This is a genomic window from Leucobacter celer subsp. astrifaciens (assembly GCF_001273835.1).
Lineage (GTDB): Bacteria > Actinomycetota > Actinomycetes > Actinomycetales > Microbacteriaceae > Leucobacter > Leucobacter celer.
This window is the reverse complement of the sequence record NZ_JHEI01000131.1, coordinates 64089-81302: the sequence shown is the minus strand read 5'-3', so window position 1 is coordinate 81302 and position 17214 is coordinate 64089. Positions and strand designations below refer to the sequence as shown.

The following is a 17214-nucleotide window of genomic DNA, read 5'->3' as shown; positions in this document are numbered from 1 at the left end:
TTCGCATCGTGTCGATTTCGTGATGTTTGCGCGGATCGCGGGGACTTGCGTTTTTTGTCAACGTACGTAGAATGAAATCCGACGGCACGCTGAAGTGACGTCCATCGCAACTGGGAGAACGCTCGATCCCCGGGCTGCAACGGTGGATCTGCAACGGCGCCTCACCCCCCCCCATGACATGTCCGAACTACCGAGAGAAGTAGACATGATGAAGAAAACCCTCACGGGCATCGCGGTCGTCGCCGCCGCAGCGCTCGCGCTCACCTCCTGCTCGGCAGGCGGCGGAGACGGCGGCGGAGGCGCAGAAGCCCCCGCCGGCGTCGCACCGCTGAGCATCGGCAACTTCCTGGACGTCACCAACTGGGATCCGGCCAGCGCCGATCTCGGATTCGACGGCCCGTACCTGTCGGCGGTGTACGACGCGCTCGTGACCACCGACGAGAACGGCGAGCCGCAGCCTGGCATCGCCACAGCGTGGGAGGTGTCCGACGACTTCAAGACCGTCACCTTCGACATCCGCACCGACGCGGCATTCTCCGACGGCACCGCGGTCGACGCCGACGCGGTCGTCGCCGGCCTGCAGCATCTCAAGGACGGCACTACGGCCAGCGAGGCCTACCTCAATGTCGCGGAGATCGCGAAGGTCGACGACGACACGATCGAGTTCGAGCTGTCGAAGCGCGACGACACGATGCTCTATTTCCTCGGCCTCGGCCGCAGCTACCTCGCAGCCCCGAGCGCCATCGACGCGGGCACGCTCTCCGAGACCCCGGTCGGCTCCGGCCCATACACGCTCAGCGACTCGAGTGTTCCCGGCAGCGAGTACGCCTTCGACAAGGTCGAGGATCACTGGGACGCCGACGCCTTCCCCTTCGACCCGCTGAAGATCACTCCGCTCAGCGACCCCACCGCCATGCTCAACGCCATGGAGGCCGAGCAGCTCAATCTCATCTACACCGATAAGACCGGTGCGGACCTGGCCGAGCAGAACGACTGGAAGGTCGCCAGGGGCCTCGCCACCTGGGCCGGTCTGTACTTCGCCGATCGCTCGGGCGACATGGGCTCGCCCCTCGGCGACGTGAAGGTGCGCCAGGCGCTCAACTACGCCTTCGACCGCGAGGGCATCCAGCAGTCGATCGCGCAGGGCGAGGGCTTCGTCTCCACCCAGCTGTTCCCGACCGGCACGCCGGGCAACGTGGAGGCGCTCGACGCGGAGTACGCGCTCGACGTCGAGAAGGCCAAGTCGCTGCTGGCCGAGGCGGGCTACGCCGATGGCTTCGACGTCACCATGCCGATGGCCGGTCCCTTCCAGCCCTACCAGGCGATCGTCGAGCAGACCTTCGCCGAGCTCGGCATCACCGTCACGTGGGAGGAGACCGACTTCATGAGCTACATGGGCAAGGCGCCCACGTACCCCATGTACGTCGCGGTCATCGCCATGGACGCGAACCCGGTGGCGACGGTCGAGCGCCAGATCTCGAAGCCGCAGTGGTACAACCCGAACCCGGGCCTCGCCGCACTCGACGGCGTGGAGGAGCAGGTCGACGCGGTGTTCGGCGCCGATCCCGGCGACGCCCAGCTCGCCGAGATCGAGAAGCTCAACGAGCTCGTCACCGCCCAGGGCTACAACGCGGTCTTCGCGCAGAACGAGAACGTGTTCGTGAGCACCTCCGAGTTCGACGTGAAGCCGGTCATCGGCCTCATGTTCCCGACCCTGCGCCAGATCTCCCTCTCGTAGGCTGACCTTCCCGGGGTGGGGCCGCGGAGCATCGCGGCCCCGCCCCGGCGGTTCCATCCCACTACCGTTCGACCCGGGAAACTCGATGATCACCTTCGTACTCAAGCGGCTGCTCTCAGGCATCGTGCTGCTCTTCGTCGTCGCGAGCGGCACCTTCTTCCTCGCCCACGCCGCGATCCCGAATCCGGCGCTCGGCCTGCTCGGCAGCGGCGCCACCCCCGAGGCGGTGGCCGCGCTCACCGTCAAGATCGGCGCCGACCGCCCGGTGCTCGTGCAGTACCAGGAGTGGCTGCTGCAGCTGCTCGGGGGCGACTTCGGCACCTCGTGGAAGAACGACCAGCCGATCGACAAGATCCTCGCGATCCGTCTCCCGGTCACCCTGTCGCTCGTGACCGCGTCCGTCGCGCTCTCCGCGCTGCTCGGCGCCGTGCTCGGCACGCTCGCCGGTCTGCGTCCCCACAGCTGGATCGACAAGACCGTCAAAGCGGGCGCCGTCGTCCTCTTCGCGCTGCCCGGCTTCTGGGTCGCCGTCGTCCTCGTGATGAGCTTCGCCGTGCAGCTCAAGTGGTTCCCGGCGATCGGCTATGTGCAGCCGGGCGAGTCGCTGCCGGGCTGGCTGCGATCCATCACACTGCCCGCGATCTCCCTCGCGCTCGGTGCGATCGTCATGATCGCCGAGCAGCTGCGCAACGGCATCATCCAGGCCGACGCGCAGGACTACACGCGTACGCTGCGCAGCCGGGGGATCCCGTTCTGGCGCATCGCGCTGCATCTGCTGCGCAACTCGGCCCCCGCCTCGCTGACGATCCTGGCCCTCATGTTCGTCGGACTGCTCTCGGGTGCGATCATCGTCGAGCAGATCTTCGGCATCAAGGGCATCGGCGAACTCACCCAGAGCTCCTCGCAGAACGGAGACATCCCGATGCTGCTCGGGATCACGGTCGTCACCGTCGTCTTCGTCATCGTCGTCAATCTCCTGCTCGACATCGTGCTCGGCTGGATCAACCCGAAGGTTCGAGTGAAATGACCACCACCACCGCGCCGCTCACCGAGCGCCCGGACACCCGGGCGGGGGAGCGCGGCTCCATCCTCCGCCGGCTGATCCGGCGACCCGCCGGCGCCGTCTCTCTGACCGTGCTCGCCCTCATCGTGCTCGTCGCGATCTTCGCCCCCTGGCTCGCGCCGCACGACCCCAACGAGGTGATCCTCTCGCAGGCGCGCGCCCTGCCGAGCTGGGAGCACCCGCTCGGCGGCGACACGACCGGACGCGACGTGCTGAGCCGCCTCATCTGGGGCGCGCAGATCACGCTCTGGGGCACGTTCGTGGCCATCCTCACCGCGCTCGCACTGGGCGTGCCGTCAGGCCTCGCCGCGGGCTACTACGGAGGCGCGACCGACCGCATCGGCACCTGGATCAGCGACGGCCTGCAGTCGGTTCCCGGCATGGTGATCCTGCTCATCGTGGGCGCCAACACCGGCAACGACCTGACGCTGCTCATGATCACCATCGGCATCTTCATGGCGCCCGGCTACTTCCGCCTCACGCGGTCCACAGTGCTCGCGGTGCGCGGGGAGATGTACGTCGACGCGGCCCGCGTCTCGGGGCTCACCGACCTGCGCATCATGTCGCGCCACGTCATCCGCCAGGTCGTCGCGCCGCTCGTCATCCAGTCCGCGCTCACGGCCGGCATCGCGATGGGCATGCAGGCCGGTCTGCAGTTCCTCGGCATCGGCGGGGGCACCACCCCCGGCTGGGGTGCGGCCATGAACGAGGGCTTCCAGGTCATGCGCACCGATCCGCTGCTGCTGCTCTGGCCGTCCATCGCGCTCGGCGTCTCGATCGCGGCCTTCGCGGTGCTCGGCTCGACCCTCGGCGACGTCATCAACGCGAAGATCCCCGTGCTGTCCCGCCGTCAGCGCAAGGCCATCGAGGCCGAGAACGCGGCGCGCGGCTCCGCGGCGGCCACCACGTCGACCACGGGATCGATCTCCGTCGCCGCCGTCGACTCCGCCGTGCGGCTCGAGAACCTGCGCGTCAAGTACGAGACCGCCGACGGCGAGGTCGAGGTGGTGCACGGCATCACCCTCGACGTCTCGCCGGGCGAGGTGCTCGGCATCGTGGGAGAGTCGGGATCGGGCAAGTCGCAGACGGTGTTCTCGATGCTCGACCTGCTGCCCAAGTCGGGCTACTACACGGCCGATGCGATCTGGATCGGCGGCGAGGACGTGACCACGCTCTCGAAGCGCGATCGCGCGCGGCTGCTCGGACACGAGATCGGGTACATCCCGCAGGAGCCGATGACGAACCTCGATCCCTCGTACACGATCGGCTACCAGCTCACCGAGCCGCTGCGCACCGTGCACGGGATGAGCAAGGCCGAAGCACGGGAGCGCGCGCTCGCGATGCTCGACCGCGTCGGCATCGTCGACCCTCAGCGAGTCATGAAGTCGTACCCGCACGAGCTCTCGGGCGGCATGGCGCAGCGCGTGCTCATCGCGGGAGCGATCGCCGGCAGGCCGTCGGTGCTCGTGGCCGACGAGCCGACGACCGCGCTCGACGTCACGGTGCAGGCCGAGGTGCTCGAGCTACTGCGCGAGCTGCAGCAGGAGGAACGGATGGCGCTCGTCATCGTCACCCACAACTTCGGCGTGGTGGCCGACATCTGCGACCGCGTCGTCGTGATGCGATCCGGATCCATCGTCGAGATCGACGATGTCGGCCCGATCTTCTCGCAGCCGGAGAGCGACTACACCCGCGAGCTCATCGCAGCCTCGCTCGACGGCGCCGAGAGCCGCGTCGAGCTCGATCGGAAGGAGCCCGTATGAGCGCGTCGGCACCGCTGCTGCGGGCAGAGAACGTGGTGGTCGAGTACGGCTCGCGGCGCAGGCCCAACCGCGTGCTGCACGAGGTCTCGCTCGAGGTCGGATCCGGCGAGTGCGTCGGCCTGGTGGGAGAGTCGGGATCCGGCAAGTCGACCCTCGGCAAGGCGATCCTCGGCCTCGTGCCCGTCGCGAGCGGCACCATCTCCTTCGACGGCCGGGACATCACCCACCTCGCGAAGCGCGAGCGCCGCGAGCTCGCCTCGGACATCCAGGTGGTGTTCCAGGATCCCTACGGCTCCCTCAACCCGCGGATGACCGTCGGCGAGATCCTCGCGGAGCCGCTCTCGACCGCGGGCACCGGCCGGGCCGAGGCCCGCAGGGTCGTGGGCGAGATGCTCGAGCGGGTCAACCTGCCGGCGAGCGTCATCGACCGCTTCCCGAGCGAGTTCTCGGGCGGCCAGCGCCAGCGCATCGCCATCGCCCGCGCCCTGGTGCGCCGGCCGCGCCTCATCATCTGCGACGAGCCGGTGAGCGCGCTCGACCTCACCACGCAGGCGACCGTGCTCGAGCTGCTCATCGAGCTGCAGCGCGACACCGGCGTCTCGTACCTCTTCGTGTCGCACGACCTGGGTGTGGTGCGGCGCATCTGCCACCGCGTCGCGGTGATGTACCGGGGCAACCTGGTGGAGGTGGGCGACGGCGAGCAGGTGACGCGGGATCCGCAGCACCCGTACAGCCGGCGCCTGCTCGCGGCCTCGCCGGTCGCCGACCCGGCGCTGCAGGCGCAGCGCCGTGCGGACTGGCTCGCGCTGCGCGAGTAACCGCGGAGTCGCAGATGGCTGCTTCCGGCAGGGGGGAAGCAGCCATCTGCGACTCCGCGTCGTCCTCGGCGATGCGTGGCGGCGGCTCACGGCGGCGTGGCGGCACGGGATCCGGGGTAGGATAGTATGATGAGCAATTCCGAAAACGTCGACGCCGCAGAGCCCCACGAGACGGCCGCGACCGACGAAGCCTCCACGGAGGCCGCTGTACCGGCTGAGAACCAGCCCGAGACCCCCGCGGACGCCGAGACCCCGGCAGCCCCCGCATCCGACCCCGAGACCGACGCCGATCCTGCAGCCGAGCAGGCGGATCCCGAAGCCGCCGCGCAGGAAGACGCGCCCGCAGCATCCGCTGCTGAGACCGAGCCGGCCGCGGATCCCGAGCCGGTCGCCGAGCCCGCTCCCGCGACGGAGGCGGAGGCCCCCGCCGCGGAGCCCGAGCCCGCCGCCGCTCCTGCATCCGAACCCGCCGCGCCCGAGCGCGTCACCTTCGCCGACCTCGGCCTCGCGCCCGAGGTGCTGCGGGCGGTCACGGCCGTCGGCTACGAGACCCCCTCCGCCATTCAGGAGGCCACGATCCCGGTGCTGCTCAGCGGCCGCGACGTCGTCGGCCTCGCCCAGACGGGTACGGGCAAGACCGCGGCCTTCGCGCTGCCGATCCTCAGCCGCATCGAGCCCGGGCAGGGTGTGCCCCAGGCACTCGTGCTCGCCCCCACGCGCGAGCTCGCGCTGCAGGTCTGCGAGGCCTTCGAGAGCTATGCCTCGCACCTGCCCGAGGTGCACCTGCTGCCGGTCTACGGCGGGCAGGCCTACGGCCAGCAGCTATCGGCGCTGCGCCGCGGCGTCGATATCGTCGTGGGCACCCCGGGCCGCATCATGGACCACCTGAACCGGGGATCCCTCGACCTGAGCCAGATCAAGTACCTCGTGCTCGACGAGGCCGACGAGATGCTGAAGATGGGCTTCGCGGAGGACGTCGAGACGATCCTCGCCGACACCCCGGCGACCAAGCAGGTCGCGCTGTTCTCGGCGACCATGCCGGCGCAGATCCGCCGCATCTCGCAGCAGCACCTCAACGATCCGCGCGAGATCAAGATCGCGGGCAAGACGCAGACCAGCGCGAGCATCACCCAGCGCTACAACGTGGTCTCCTACACGCAGAAGCTCGACGCGCTCACGCGCATCCTCGAGGTGGAGGAGTTCGACGGCATGATCGTCTTCACCCGCACGCGCGGCGACTCCGAGCAGGTCGCCGAGAAGCTGCGCGCGCGCGGGTACTCGGCTGCCGCTATCAACGGCGACATCCAGCAGGCGCAGCGCGAGCGCACCGTGCAGGCCCTGAAGGACGGCAAGCTCGACATCCTCGTCGCCACCGACGTCGCCGCGCGCGGCCTCGACGTCGAGCGCATCAGCCACGTCATCAACTACGACCTGCCGATCGACACCGAGTCGTACGTGCACCGCATCGGCCGCACGGGTCGCGCCGGCCGCACGGGCGACGCGATCAGCTTCGTCACCCCGCGCGAGCAGCGGCTGCTCAAGGCCATCGAGAAAGCCACGAAGCAGCCGCTCACGCAGATGCCGCTGCCGCGGGTCGAGGAGGTCAACGCGACCCGCCTGAGCCGCTTCGACGACGCCATCACCGCGGCGCTCGACGAGACCAAGCGCATCGAGGCCTTCCGCGACATCATCGATCACTACGTGCGGCACCACGACGTCCCCGAGGGCGACGTCGCCGCCGCGCTCGCAGTGGTGGCGCAGGGCGACACCCCGCTGCTGCTCACCGAGGATGACGACCGCAAGTTCGAGCGCGACCGCAAGCAGGCCGCGAAGTTCCTCGAGGACGGGACGCGGGATCGCTCGCGCTCCGACCGCCCGGACCGCGACCGCCGCGACGACCGGGGCGAGCGCGGCCCGAAGCGGGACGACCTGCGCATGTACCGCATCGAGGTGGGGCACCGTCAGCGCGTGAAGCCCGGCCAGATCGTGGGCGCCATCGCCAACGAGGGCGGCCTCGGCCGCGACGACTTCGGCCGCATCCAGATGCGCGACGACTTCTCGCTGGTGGAGCTGCCGTCGAACCTCTCGCGGGAGACCCTCGACGCGCTCGCGCAGACCCGCATCAGCGGCAAGCTCATCGAGCTGCGGCCCGACAGCGGCCCGGCGCGCGACGGGAAGCGCGGCGGCTACGATCGCGGCGACCGGGGAGACCGCGGCAACCGGGGAGATCGCGGCGGCTACGACCGGGGCGGCCGGAGCGATCGCGGTGACCGGGGCGGCTACGATCGCGGTGGCCGCGACACCCGCGGTGACCGCGGCGACCGGGGCGGGTACGACCGCGGCGGTCGGGACACCCGCGGCGGGTACGACCGCGATTCCCGTGGAGACCGCGGCGGGTACGACCGAGACGCCCGCAAGCCGCGCTACGACAACAACCGGGACGACCGTCGCAGTGATCGCAACGATCGCGGTGACCGGGGCGACCGCGGAGGCTGGCAGGATCGCGGATCGCGTGATGACCGCAAGCGCGATTCCGGACCGGATCGTTCGGACAGCAAGCGCAAGCCCCGCTGGTAGCAGCAGTGGCGGAACGGCCCCGGGATTCCCGGGGCCGTTCTCGTTTCCCAGCCGGCCCGCGGGCGAGCGGGCGCGGGCGCGGGCGCAAACCGACGCGAGAACTCGAGATGCGAGCCGCTTCTGCTCACTCCGGGGGCCGGGACAGCGGCGAGGACTCGCCCGTTCTCTACGCGGGATCGGTGTCCGGCACCTCCGGCAGCCCTCGTAGCGGGACCAGGCCCCCTCGGTTGCGGCGGATGTCGCGGTAGTTCCACTGGATCTCCCGCGCCTTCCCGAGCCAGCGCCGCAGCGCCTCCGCGTCGATCTGCTCGGGTGCCGTGTAGCGCGCCTCGGCGGCCTGGAAGCTGCCCTCGTTCGCCAGTCCGGGCTCGTCGAACGCCCGGCCGCTCCAGAACAGCAGCCGCACCGACGCCTTCAGCCGGTCGTATCCGGCCACCGGGTTGCCGTCGAAGAACCATACCGGGTGGCGGTGCCAGACCTTGCACTCGGCGTCCGGCAGTTCCTCGGAGATGATCTCGAGCAGCCTGTCGCAGATGGGGCGCGCCTCGTCGTCGAGGCCCTCGTGGTACGCGCGGATGTCGTCCGGAATCGTCGCCATGCCGCAAGCCTACTGTTCCCCGCAAGGGCTGGACAGGTCCGGTTCCGAGCGCCAGGCTGGAGACACGGCCGCGGTCGGGGCCGGGAAACGGAGAGCACCATGCGCGTCGGCACCATCGTCGGAAGCCTCTCGGAGGTCTCGATCAACCGGAGGATCCTGGCGGCCCTCGCCGAGATCATCGGGGACCGGGCAGAACTCGTCGAGCTGCGGATCGACGACCTCCCGCTCTACAACCGCGACCTCGATGATCGCTTCCCCGAGGCGGCGAAGCGCTTCAAGGAGCAGCTCGGCGAGGTCGACGGGATCATGTTCGTGACGCCGGAGTACAACCGTTCCATGCCGGCGGCGCTCAAGAACGCGCTCGAGTGGGGATCGCGCCCCGGTGGCGAGAACGCCTTTCCCGGGATCCCCGCCGGGGTGCTCGGCGCGTCGGGCGGACGCCTCGGCACGGCGCTCGCCCAGCACCAGCTGCGCGAGGTGCTCGCCTACCTCGACATGCCCACCCTCGGTCAGCCCGAGATGTATCTCACCTTCGACGCGGCGGAGCTCGATCCGGTCACCGGGGCAGCGACCGACCCCGCCCTGCGCCGTCGGCTCGAGCGCTGGGCCGAGCGGTTCCTCGCCCACGTCGAGCGGCACCCGCGCGGATAGTTCGAGTGCGGTGTGTCCCAGCGACAGAACCGTCGCCTTCGCGCCGAACCGCGAATTGTACTCGGTCCTCTGGCCTCTGTCATCGACTCCGGTCGCCGGGTCGGCGGGAGTGCTTCGCTCACAGGGGCGTGAAACTCGCTGAGATCAGTCGAGTTATCCCTAGGTGTTTGTCCTGGTCAGATGGGAAAATGGAGTATGTCATTCTTCTCCAGCCTCACGGACCGGGTCGCGGTGATCCGTGCCCTGGCGGGTGAGGTGCCGGATGCGGTGCTGCTGCCGGCCGCGGTAGATCGTCTGGACGATGCGGGTGCGGTGGAACTGCTGGAGCTGGCTGCTTCCGTGGGGCAGATGGTCGAGCGGGTGCGGGTGGCCGCGGCTGGGGTGGTGGCGCAACGGTCGTCGCGTACGGCGGGGCACGCCGGGTTGGCGCAGTCACTGGGGCATCGGAACGCCGTCTCGTTGGTGCAGCAGGTCACGGGTGTGAGCCGCGGCGAGGCGGTAAAACAGGTGCGAGTCGGGGAATCCCTCTACGACACCGCCGGCATGAGTGCGCCCGCCGCCGATGTCGGCGTGCACAAGGGCGAAACCGAGACCACGGATGAGGTGGAATCGGCGGGGCCGTGGCACGCGCCGTTGGGCGCTGCCCTGATGAATGGAGCCCTCACGGCCGCGCAGCACGACGCGATCTTCCGGGGGCTCGGACAGCCGCCCGAGCACGATTGCGCGCAACTGCCAGACCTGCGCGGCGGGCAGCCCGCTACGGACACGGGGCATGATTGCGTTCGGGCGAACCTGGAGAACGCTGCCGCGTGGGCGGTGGCAGCGGAGCGGCTGGTCGCCGAGGCGGCCTGGCGCACGGTGGAGGATCTCGCGAGAGCGGCGCGTGCGGTGCGGGATCGCCTCGACCCTGAGGGGGCTGAGGCTCGGTATCTGGCGCGGTACGAGGCGCGATCGTTCCGAATGTGGACGGATCGCGAAGGTCTGCATCGGGTGTCGCTGGTGTGCGACGACGTGTCGGCCGCGTGGCTGCGCTCGGTGCGTGATGCGGCGTTGCGACCACGGCGCGGCGGGCCGCGGTTCGTGGATCCCGCGGAGCGGATCCGCGCAGAAGAGTTGGCAGCGGACCCGCGGTCGAACGAACAGCTCGAGTTCGATCTGTTCATGGATCTCGTGCGGGCGGGCGCTCTCGCCGATGCCGGGGCGGTCTGCGGAACCAGGCAGGCGGGTGTGCGTCTAGTGCAGGTCGTTGATTGTGACAGCATTCGGGGTGTAGATACTCGGGGTGTGGATACTCGGAGTGTAGATGCCCAGGCTGCGGGCTCTCGGGGCGCTAGCGCTCAGCGCGCCGGCGCTCGGAACGCCGGACGTTTCGAGGACGACCCCGCAGTCGTGCCGGCCGGGGTGGTCGCGCAGCAGGCCTGTGCGAGCGGGATCGTGCCGGTGACGATCGATCGTGCGGGGCGTCCGTTGGACGTGGGGCGGGAGCAGCGGCTCTACACGGCTCGGCAGCGCATCGCGCTCGCGATCCGGGACGGGGGCTGCCGGTGGCCCGGCTGCGATCGGCCACCTGCGTATTGCGAGGCGCATCACATCGACGAGTGGCAGAAGGATCAGGGCTGCACCGATCTCGACCGGGGTGTGCTGCTGTGCCGCTTCCACCACATGCAACTCCACGCGAACAGCTGGCGCATCACCCGCACCGGCGATGGCACGAGCGCCCGCGACGGCACTGGTGTCGGCTTCGGCGACGGCTCTGGCGCGGACGATGGCGCGAGTACCGGCGGCATCGTCCGCGCCGACCCCAGTGCCGACGATGACGCGAGTGTCGACGTCGATGACTTCACGCTTCACGACCCCCGTGGCCGACGCATCCCGATGCGGCCCCGCATCGAACTCCGCTACGCCTGGGCGGGCATCGACCCGCTGCCACCACGCTTCAAGCTCGCTGCCTGAACCCCAGGGGACAGGCGCGTCCGATGCCGCTGCACGCGGGCACGGAGAAGGCCGCGATACACAAACGAAAACGGAGGGGCACCCGATCGGGTGACCCTCCGCCTACGAGGTATCGCGTCTCAGCTCTCACGAGGCGCGGGGGCGCGAACTAGCCGCTGATGACGTGGGGTTCGGAGACGGCCTTGAGGCCTTCGACGCCGAATTCGCGGCCGTAGCCGGAGTGCTTGGCGCCTCCGAAGGGGACCATGGGGTGGAGGCCGCCATGGGAGTTGATCCAGGTGGTGCCGGCCTTGAGGCGGGCGGCGACGGCGAGGGCGTTCGCGCGGTCGGCGCTCCAGACCGAGGAGCCGAGTCCGAACTCGAGTTCGTTGGCGAGGCCGACGACGTCGTCGAGGTCGGTGTAGCGGATGACGGGGAGGGCGGGGCCGAACTGCTCCTCGACGACGAGGTCGTTGTGGGGGTCGATGTCGGCGATGATGGTGGTGGGGTAGAAGTTGCCGGCCGCGTCGTAGTCGGGGTCGCCGCCGAGCACGACGCGGGCGCCGGAGTCTTTCGCGGCCTTGACGAGGCGGTCGACGGTGTCGAACTGGTTGCGGTTCTGCAGGGGTCCGAGCACGTTGTTCTCGTCGAGACCCACGCCCATGGGCACGTTCTGGGCGAACTTCGCGAGTTCCTCGACGACCTGGTCGTAGATCGAGTCGTGCACGTAGAGGCGCTTGAGGGCGGCGCAGGTCTGCCCGGTGTTGATGAACGCCCCCCAGAACAGGCCCTCGGCGATGGCCGCGGGGTCCACATCGGGCAGCACGATGCCGGCGTCGTTGCCGCCGAGCTCGAGCGTGAGACGCGTCACATTGTCAGCCGAGGCCTCGATGATCTGCTTGCCGACCGGGGTGGAGCCGGTGAACATGATCTTGCCGACCTTGGGGCTCTTGGTGAGGGCGTCGCCCACGGTGCGGCCGGGGCCGGTGACGATGTTGAGGACACCCTCGGGGAGGACCTGGTTCATGACGGCGACCAGGGCGCGCACCGACAGGGCGGTGGTGTCGGCGGGTTTGATGACGACCGTGTTGCCCATGCGCAGCGAGGGTGCGATCTGCCAGATCGAGATCATCATCGGCCAGTTCCAGGGTGAGATCGCACCGACCACGCCGATGGGGCGGTAGTGCATCTCGGCGTAGCCCGACTCGTCGTCGATGAGCACCTCGACGGGGAGCGGGGTGTCGGCTGCGGTGCGGGTCCAGACCTCGCAGCCGCCGACCTCGAAGCGGGCGTTGGGGCCGTTGAGGGGTTTGCCCTGCTCGCGGGAGAGGAGTTCGGCGAGGGCTTCGGCGGAGTCCTTGATGGCGTCCGCGGCCCGGTGCAGGTAGGCCTTGCGCTCGTCGTCGCTGAGCGCGGCCCACGCGGGCTGTGCGGCCTCGGCCGTGTCGATCGCGGCCTCGAGATCGGCGATGGTCTGCGTCGGGGACTTCCCGATGACCTCACCGGTCGCGGGATCCACGGCATCGCGGGCCTCGCCGCTGGTCGCCGTGATCGCCTCGAGCAGCTCTGCGTACGTTTTCATGGGGTGAACCTCCACCTTGAGTCCGGTTGCTTGTCTTCAGGGTAATCCGTCGATCTTCGACGCGCTTGACTCGCGCGGTATCCCCGTTGTCTTTGCGGGCACAGGCGCGGCGGCGGGTGCGAACCGGCGCACCGCGAGCAGCCCGATCAGCGCGGCCAGAACGGCTCCGGCGGTGACGGTCGCGGCCAGCGTCAGCGTCGAGGTGCCCGCCAGGGCGGAGACGATCGGAGCGATCACCGCCCCCGCGGTGAACATCGCCATGCCCAGCAGCGCCGACGCGGTGCCGGCCCGCGAGCCGTGCCCGCCGAGTGCGATCGTGGTGCCGTTCGGGCCGCCGAGCCCGGATGCGCCGAGATACACTGCCAGCAGCACGATGAAGACGATCGCGGGCGCCCCGAGGAGGGTGGCCGCCAGCAGCACCACCGCGGCGATGGCGCCGGCGATCTGCCCGGTGAGGTACATGCGGATCGTGCCGGCGCGCCGCACGAGCACACGGCTCAGCTGCGCGCCGCCGAGGTGGGCCAGCGCGTTCATCGCGAACACGAGGCTGAAGATCTGGGGCGTGAGCCCGAACTCGCCCTGCAGCACGAAGCTCGACATCGACAGGTAGGCGAAGAAGGCGGTGCCGCCGAGACAACCGGCGATCATGATCGCCACGAACAGCGGATCCCGCATCACCGTACCGATGTGCGACGCCGTTGTGCCCAGCGCGCTGCCGGTGTGCCTGCCCTCGTGCAGCGTCTCCCGCAGGCCGAACTGGGCGACGAGCACCAGTGCGACGCCCACGCCGGCGAGCACGAAGAAGATGCCGCGCCAGTCCATGAACCTGGCCAGCTGGCCCCCGATCACCGGAGCGATGATGGGCGTCAGCGATGACACGAGGGCGAGCAGCGACAGCATGCGCGAGAGCTCGACGCCGTGGAAGAGATCCCGCGCCACCGCCATGCTGATCACCACACCGGCCGCGCCGGCGAGCCCCTGCAGGAAGCGGGCCGCGAGCAGCACCTCGATCGTCGGGGCGACGGCGCAGACCGCGGAGAGCACCGCGAACAGCACCACCCCGGTCACGAGCGGGCGCTTGCGGCCGAAGCGGTCCGAGAGCGGACCCGCGATGAGCTGCCCGATCCCGAGCCCGATCATGCACACCGACATCGTCGCCTGAGCGAGTGCGTCGGAGGTGCCGAGGGTGTGCGCGAGCTGCGGCAGCTGCGGCAGGTAGAGGTCCATCGAGAGCGGACCGAAGGCCTCCAGGGCGCCCAGCACGAGGGTGATGCGCAGCAGGCCCATCGGAGCCCGGGCTCCGCGCGGCGCGCGCGTTCGGGGGCCTCTTGCGCGAGCGCGGGCGCTCATCGGGACAGGACCCGGCGCCACCAGCTGTCGCGCGCGTCGACCGCCGCCCGAGACACGACGGCGTCGGGCGAGAACCCGCTGAAGCCGTGGTAGGCGCCCGCCCAGACGTGCAGCTCGGCCTCACCGCCCGCCGCCCAGATGCGGCTCGCGTAATCGATGGTCTCGTCGCGGAAGATCTCGGCCGACCCCACCTCGAGGAACGCCGGCGGCAGCCCCGACAGATCGGAGGCCCGCGCGGGCGCCTGGTGGGGGTGCACACGATCCGTGCCGCGATCCGCGCCGAGCGCGGCGTCCCAGCCGGTGTCGTTGTTGTTGCGATCCCACGCGCCGATGCCGTCGTACTGCCAACTCGAGACGCTGTTGTTGCGGTCGTCGATCATGGGGCAGCCCAGCAGCTGGCCCGCGAGCCCGGGGCCGCCGCGATCCCGCGCGATGAGCGCCACCGCGGCGGAGAGACCCCCGCCGGCCGAGGCGCCGGAGACGACGATGCGCGACGGGTCGATGCCCAGTTCCGCCGCGTGCCCGGCCATCCAGACGAGCGCGGCGTAGCAGTCCTCGGCTGCGGCCGGGGCGGGGTGTTCGGGGGCGAGCCGGTACTCCACCGCCACGCCCACGGTGCCGTAGCGCTCGGCCAGGTCGATCAGCTCGCCGGTGCCGAAGAAGCGGGTGCCGAGCACGTAGCCGCCGCCGTGGATGCCGAGCACCGCCGGGCGGGCGACGGGGGATCCGGGTCCGTCCGTTGCCGATCCGGAGCCGTCCTCAGCGGGCCGCACGATCGTCACCTCGATATCGGGTGCGCCGGCGGGTCCGGGGACCACCCGGTTCTCCCACTGCACGGCGCGGCCCTCGGCCTGCGTCTCCATGGGAGGGATCACCGTCGCGAAGTGCGCACGGTTGTCGAGGATCGTGTGCGCGCGCAGCGGGATGCGCTCGACCAGGTCGAGGAAGAAGGCGAGGCCCGCCTCGAGCTGCGGATCGTAGGGCACCGGGGCGGGCCGCGGATCGGGTTCCGCGGCCCGGTACGGTGCGAGTGATCGATCAGTCATGGTCGTCTCCGTTCAGAGTGCGGCGCAGCCAGGAGTCGCGCGAGGCGAGTGCGGCGCGGGTGATCTCGGACTCGGGCGCGTACATGTCGAAGCCGTGGAAGCCGCCCGACCAGACGTGCAGCTCGGCCTCGCCTCCGATCGCCCAGATGCGCCGGGCGTAGTCGATGTCCTCGTCGCGGAACATCTCGGCGGCCCCCACCTCGATGAAGGCCGGCGGCAGGCCGGTGAGGTCGTCGGCGCGGCTCGGCGCCGCGTAGGCCGGGGCGTCGAGAGAGTAGGCGAGATCCTCGCCGAGCACGCAGCGCCACGCCAGCAGGTTGGCCTCGCGCGGCCAGGTGCCGATCCCGTCGTACTGCAGACTCGAGACCGACGAGTTGGTGTTGTCGAGCATGGGGCACAGCAGCAGCTGTCCGGCGAGCGCAGGGCCGCCGCGATCCCGCGCCATGAGGGCGACCGCCGCCGCGAACGCGCCGCCCGCGCTGCCGCCCATCACCACGATGCGCGAGGCGTCGCCGCCCAGCTCGGCGGCGTGCTCGGAGACCCATCGGGTCGCCGCGTAGTTGTCCTCGACGCCCGCGGGAAAGGGATTCTCGGGAGCGAGGCGGTACTCGACGTTGACACCGATCACGCCGTGCCGGGCGACCAGATCGGCCACCCGTCCGTGCTCCCAGGCGCGGTGGCCGACGATCATGCCGCCGCCGTGGAAGTTGACGAGGATCGGGAGCGGGTCGGGCCCCGGCTCCTCGGGGCGGAACACCGTGATCTCGATGCCGGGCGCGCCCTCGGGTCCGGGGATCAGGCGCTCTTCGGCGGTCACCGGCAGCGACGCGACCACCTCGGCCCCGCTGGGGAACGCGGGCCCTCCGCCGCGCATGAGCGGCAGGGTCTCCTCGGTGAGGGGCGGCTGCGGGGTCGCGGCCATCGCCTCGAGGATCGGCGCGATCTCGGGGTCGAAGGGCACCGGGGCGACGCTCGGGAGGCCGTGTGCGATCGGGGCCGTGGCGGGAACCGCCGCTGCGTCGCGGGCGGCGGTCGCGGGCTGTGCCGGCGTTGCCATGGTCACGGTCCTTCCGGGTCGACGAGGCCGCGATCGGCCCAGAACGGCTCGACGCGGGCGCGGATCTCGTCGGCGCCCACGCGATCCAGTACTTCGAGGCTGCCGAGGTTGGCCTCCAGCTGCGCGACGCTCGACGCGCCGAAGAGCGTCGTGGCGGTGGCCGGGTGGGTGAGCGTGAACGCGATGGCGAGCTGCGCCGGGGTGCAGCGCAGCTCCTCGGCGAGCTGCACGAAGCCCGGCACGTCGTCGATGATGCGCTGGCGGATCCCGCCGGGATCCCGCCCCACCTCGCGGTCGGTCGCTACCTTGCCCGCGAGGAACCCGCCCTCCATCACATCGGAGGCCTGCATCGAGAGTCCCTGCTCCCACAGCTTGCCGAAGGGCTCCCCGTCAGGGATCGAGCGCCGCGAGACGCTGTACTTCAGCTGCGCGATCTCCGGGGCGGGGGCGCCCTCGGCCGCCGCGATGTCGATGAGGGATTGGATGTTCGACGCCGACCAGTTGTTCACGCCCCAGGCGCGGATGAGACCGGCCTTCTGCAGTTCGGCGAGGCTCAGCACGATGTCGCGCAGCTCGAGGTCGTCGCGGCGCAGGTCGCCGAGGATCACGAGGTCCGCGTGCGCGGCGCCCACGCGGAACAGCGCGCGTTCCAGCTGGGGGCGGAAGCCCGCCTCGTCGTCCCAGCCCTCGACCCAGAGCTTCTCGGAGAGGAGGTAGTCCTCGCGGCGCACGCCGACGGCGCGGATGATCGCGGAGAACAGCACGTCGGTGAAGGCCGGAGGCATGCCGGGGAAGCCGTAGACGCCCACGTCGAACAGGGTGACACCGCGGTCGAGCGCGGTGCGCACGAGATCGACGGCGTCCTCGAAGTGCATGCGGTCGTAGATGTGCCAGGAGCCGAGGGCGAAGACCGAGGTCTCGAGCTCGCTGCGGCCGATGCGGCGGCGGGGGATCGGGGTGGTCATGGTGTCCTTTCGGGGGAGCGCTGGTTGGATGGGAAACGCTGGTTGAGCGACGAGCGTGCGAGGAGTCGAAACCG

Annotated in this window: 13 protein-coding genes; 7 read left to right on the top strand and 6 right to left on the bottom strand. The window is 70.4% G+C overall.

Going from position 1 to position 17214, the window contains the following annotated elements; genetic code table 11:
* Nucleotides 1–205: 205 nt before the first annotated feature.
* The 5 genes from AMS65_RS00775 (at nucleotide 206) to AMS65_RS00755 (ending at nucleotide 7959) form a co-directional block, all read left to right on the top strand.
* Nucleotides 206–1738, top strand: a complete 1533-nt coding sequence (locus AMS65_RS00775; RefSeq protein WP_053382277.1) for an ABC transporter substrate-binding protein — start codon at nucleotides 206–208, stop codon at nucleotides 1736–1738.
* Between the two features lie 85 nt (nucleotides 1739–1823).
* On the top strand, nucleotides 1824–2765 hold the full coding sequence (locus tag AMS65_RS00770; protein ID WP_053382276.1) for an ABC transporter permease: 942 nt from the start codon (nucleotides 1824–1826) through the stop codon (nucleotides 2763–2765).
* Nucleotides 2762–4564, top strand: a complete 1803-nt coding sequence (locus tag AMS65_RS00765) for a dipeptide/oligopeptide/nickel ABC transporter permease/ATP-binding protein (RefSeq protein ID WP_053382275.1) — start codon at nucleotides 2762–2764, stop codon at nucleotides 4562–4564. Before AMS65_RS00770 ends, AMS65_RS00765 begins: the two co-directional genes overlap by 4 nt.
* The gene (locus AMS65_RS00760) at nucleotides 4561–5382 is read left to right on the top strand and encodes an ABC transporter ATP-binding protein (RefSeq protein WP_053382274.1); all 822 of its coding nucleotides are present in this window, start codon (nucleotides 4561–4563) and stop codon (nucleotides 5380–5382) included. The genes AMS65_RS00765 and AMS65_RS00760 overlap by 4 nt, the downstream gene beginning before the upstream one ends.
* Before the next feature lie 129 nt (nucleotides 5383–5511).
* Complete coding sequence (locus AMS65_RS00755) at nucleotides 5512–7959, top strand: DEAD/DEAH box helicase (RefSeq protein WP_053382273.1); 2448 nt, start codon at nucleotides 5512–5514, stop codon at nucleotides 7957–7959.
* Between the two features lie 166 nt (nucleotides 7960–8125).
* Here AMS65_RS00755 and AMS65_RS00750 read toward each other — a convergent pair whose 3' ends face one another.
* Nucleotides 8126–8557, bottom strand: a complete 432-nt coding sequence (locus AMS65_RS00750) for a DUF1801 domain-containing protein (protein WP_053382272.1) — start codon at nucleotides 8555–8557, stop codon at nucleotides 8126–8128.
* 99 nt (nucleotides 8558–8656) lie between these two features.
* Here AMS65_RS00750 and AMS65_RS00745 point away from each other — a divergent pair, with 99 nt between their 5' ends.
* Together AMS65_RS00745 and AMS65_RS00740 are read left to right on the top strand one after the other, a co-directional pair.
* Nucleotides 8657–9208 carry an NADPH-dependent FMN reductase gene (locus AMS65_RS00745; RefSeq protein WP_053382271.1) on the top strand — a complete coding sequence of 184 codons (552 nt, stop codon included), beginning with the start codon at nucleotides 8657–8659 and terminating at the stop codon, nucleotides 9206–9208.
* Nucleotides 9209–9403: 195 nt separating this feature from the next.
* Nucleotides 9404–11161 carry an HNH endonuclease signature motif containing protein gene (locus AMS65_RS00740; RefSeq protein WP_053382270.1) on the top strand — a complete coding sequence of 586 codons (1758 nt, stop codon included), beginning with the start codon at nucleotides 9404–9406 and terminating at the stop codon, nucleotides 11159–11161.
* Between the two features lie 148 nt (nucleotides 11162–11309).
* Here the strand turns inward: AMS65_RS00740 and AMS65_RS00735 are convergent, their stop codons facing one another.
* The 5 genes from AMS65_RS00735 to AMS65_RS00715 are packed head-to-tail and all read right to left on the bottom strand — an operon-like array spanning nucleotide 11310 to nucleotide 17140.
* Nucleotides 11310–12722: an aldehyde dehydrogenase family protein gene (locus tag AMS65_RS00735; RefSeq protein WP_053382269.1), complete on the bottom strand. Its 1413-nt coding sequence runs from the start codon at nucleotides 12720–12722 to the stop codon at nucleotides 11310–11312.
* A 36-nt stretch (nucleotides 12723–12758) separates the two neighbouring features.
* On the bottom strand, nucleotides 12759–14009 hold the full coding sequence (locus tag AMS65_RS00730) for a multidrug effflux MFS transporter (protein WP_053382268.1): 1251 nt from the start codon (nucleotides 14007–14009) through the stop codon (nucleotides 12759–12761).
* Between the two features lie 59 nt (nucleotides 14010–14068).
* A complete protein-coding gene (locus tag AMS65_RS00725) occupies nucleotides 14069–15118 on the bottom strand; it encodes an alpha/beta hydrolase (RefSeq protein ID WP_053382267.1) in 1050 nt (349 codons plus the stop codon).
* Complete coding sequence (locus AMS65_RS00720) at nucleotides 15111–16175, bottom strand: alpha/beta hydrolase (RefSeq protein ID WP_083451387.1); 1065 nt, start codon at nucleotides 16173–16175, stop codon at nucleotides 15111–15113. Before AMS65_RS00720 ends, AMS65_RS00725 begins: the two co-directional genes overlap by 8 nt.
* A gap of 2 nt (nucleotides 16176–16177) precedes the next feature.
* Nucleotides 16178–17140, bottom strand: coding sequence for an aldo/keto reductase (locus tag AMS65_RS00715; RefSeq protein ID WP_053382266.1), 963 nt, complete (start codon nucleotides 17138–17140; stop codon nucleotides 16178–16180).
* Between the last annotated feature and the right edge of the window lie 74 nt (nucleotides 17141–17214).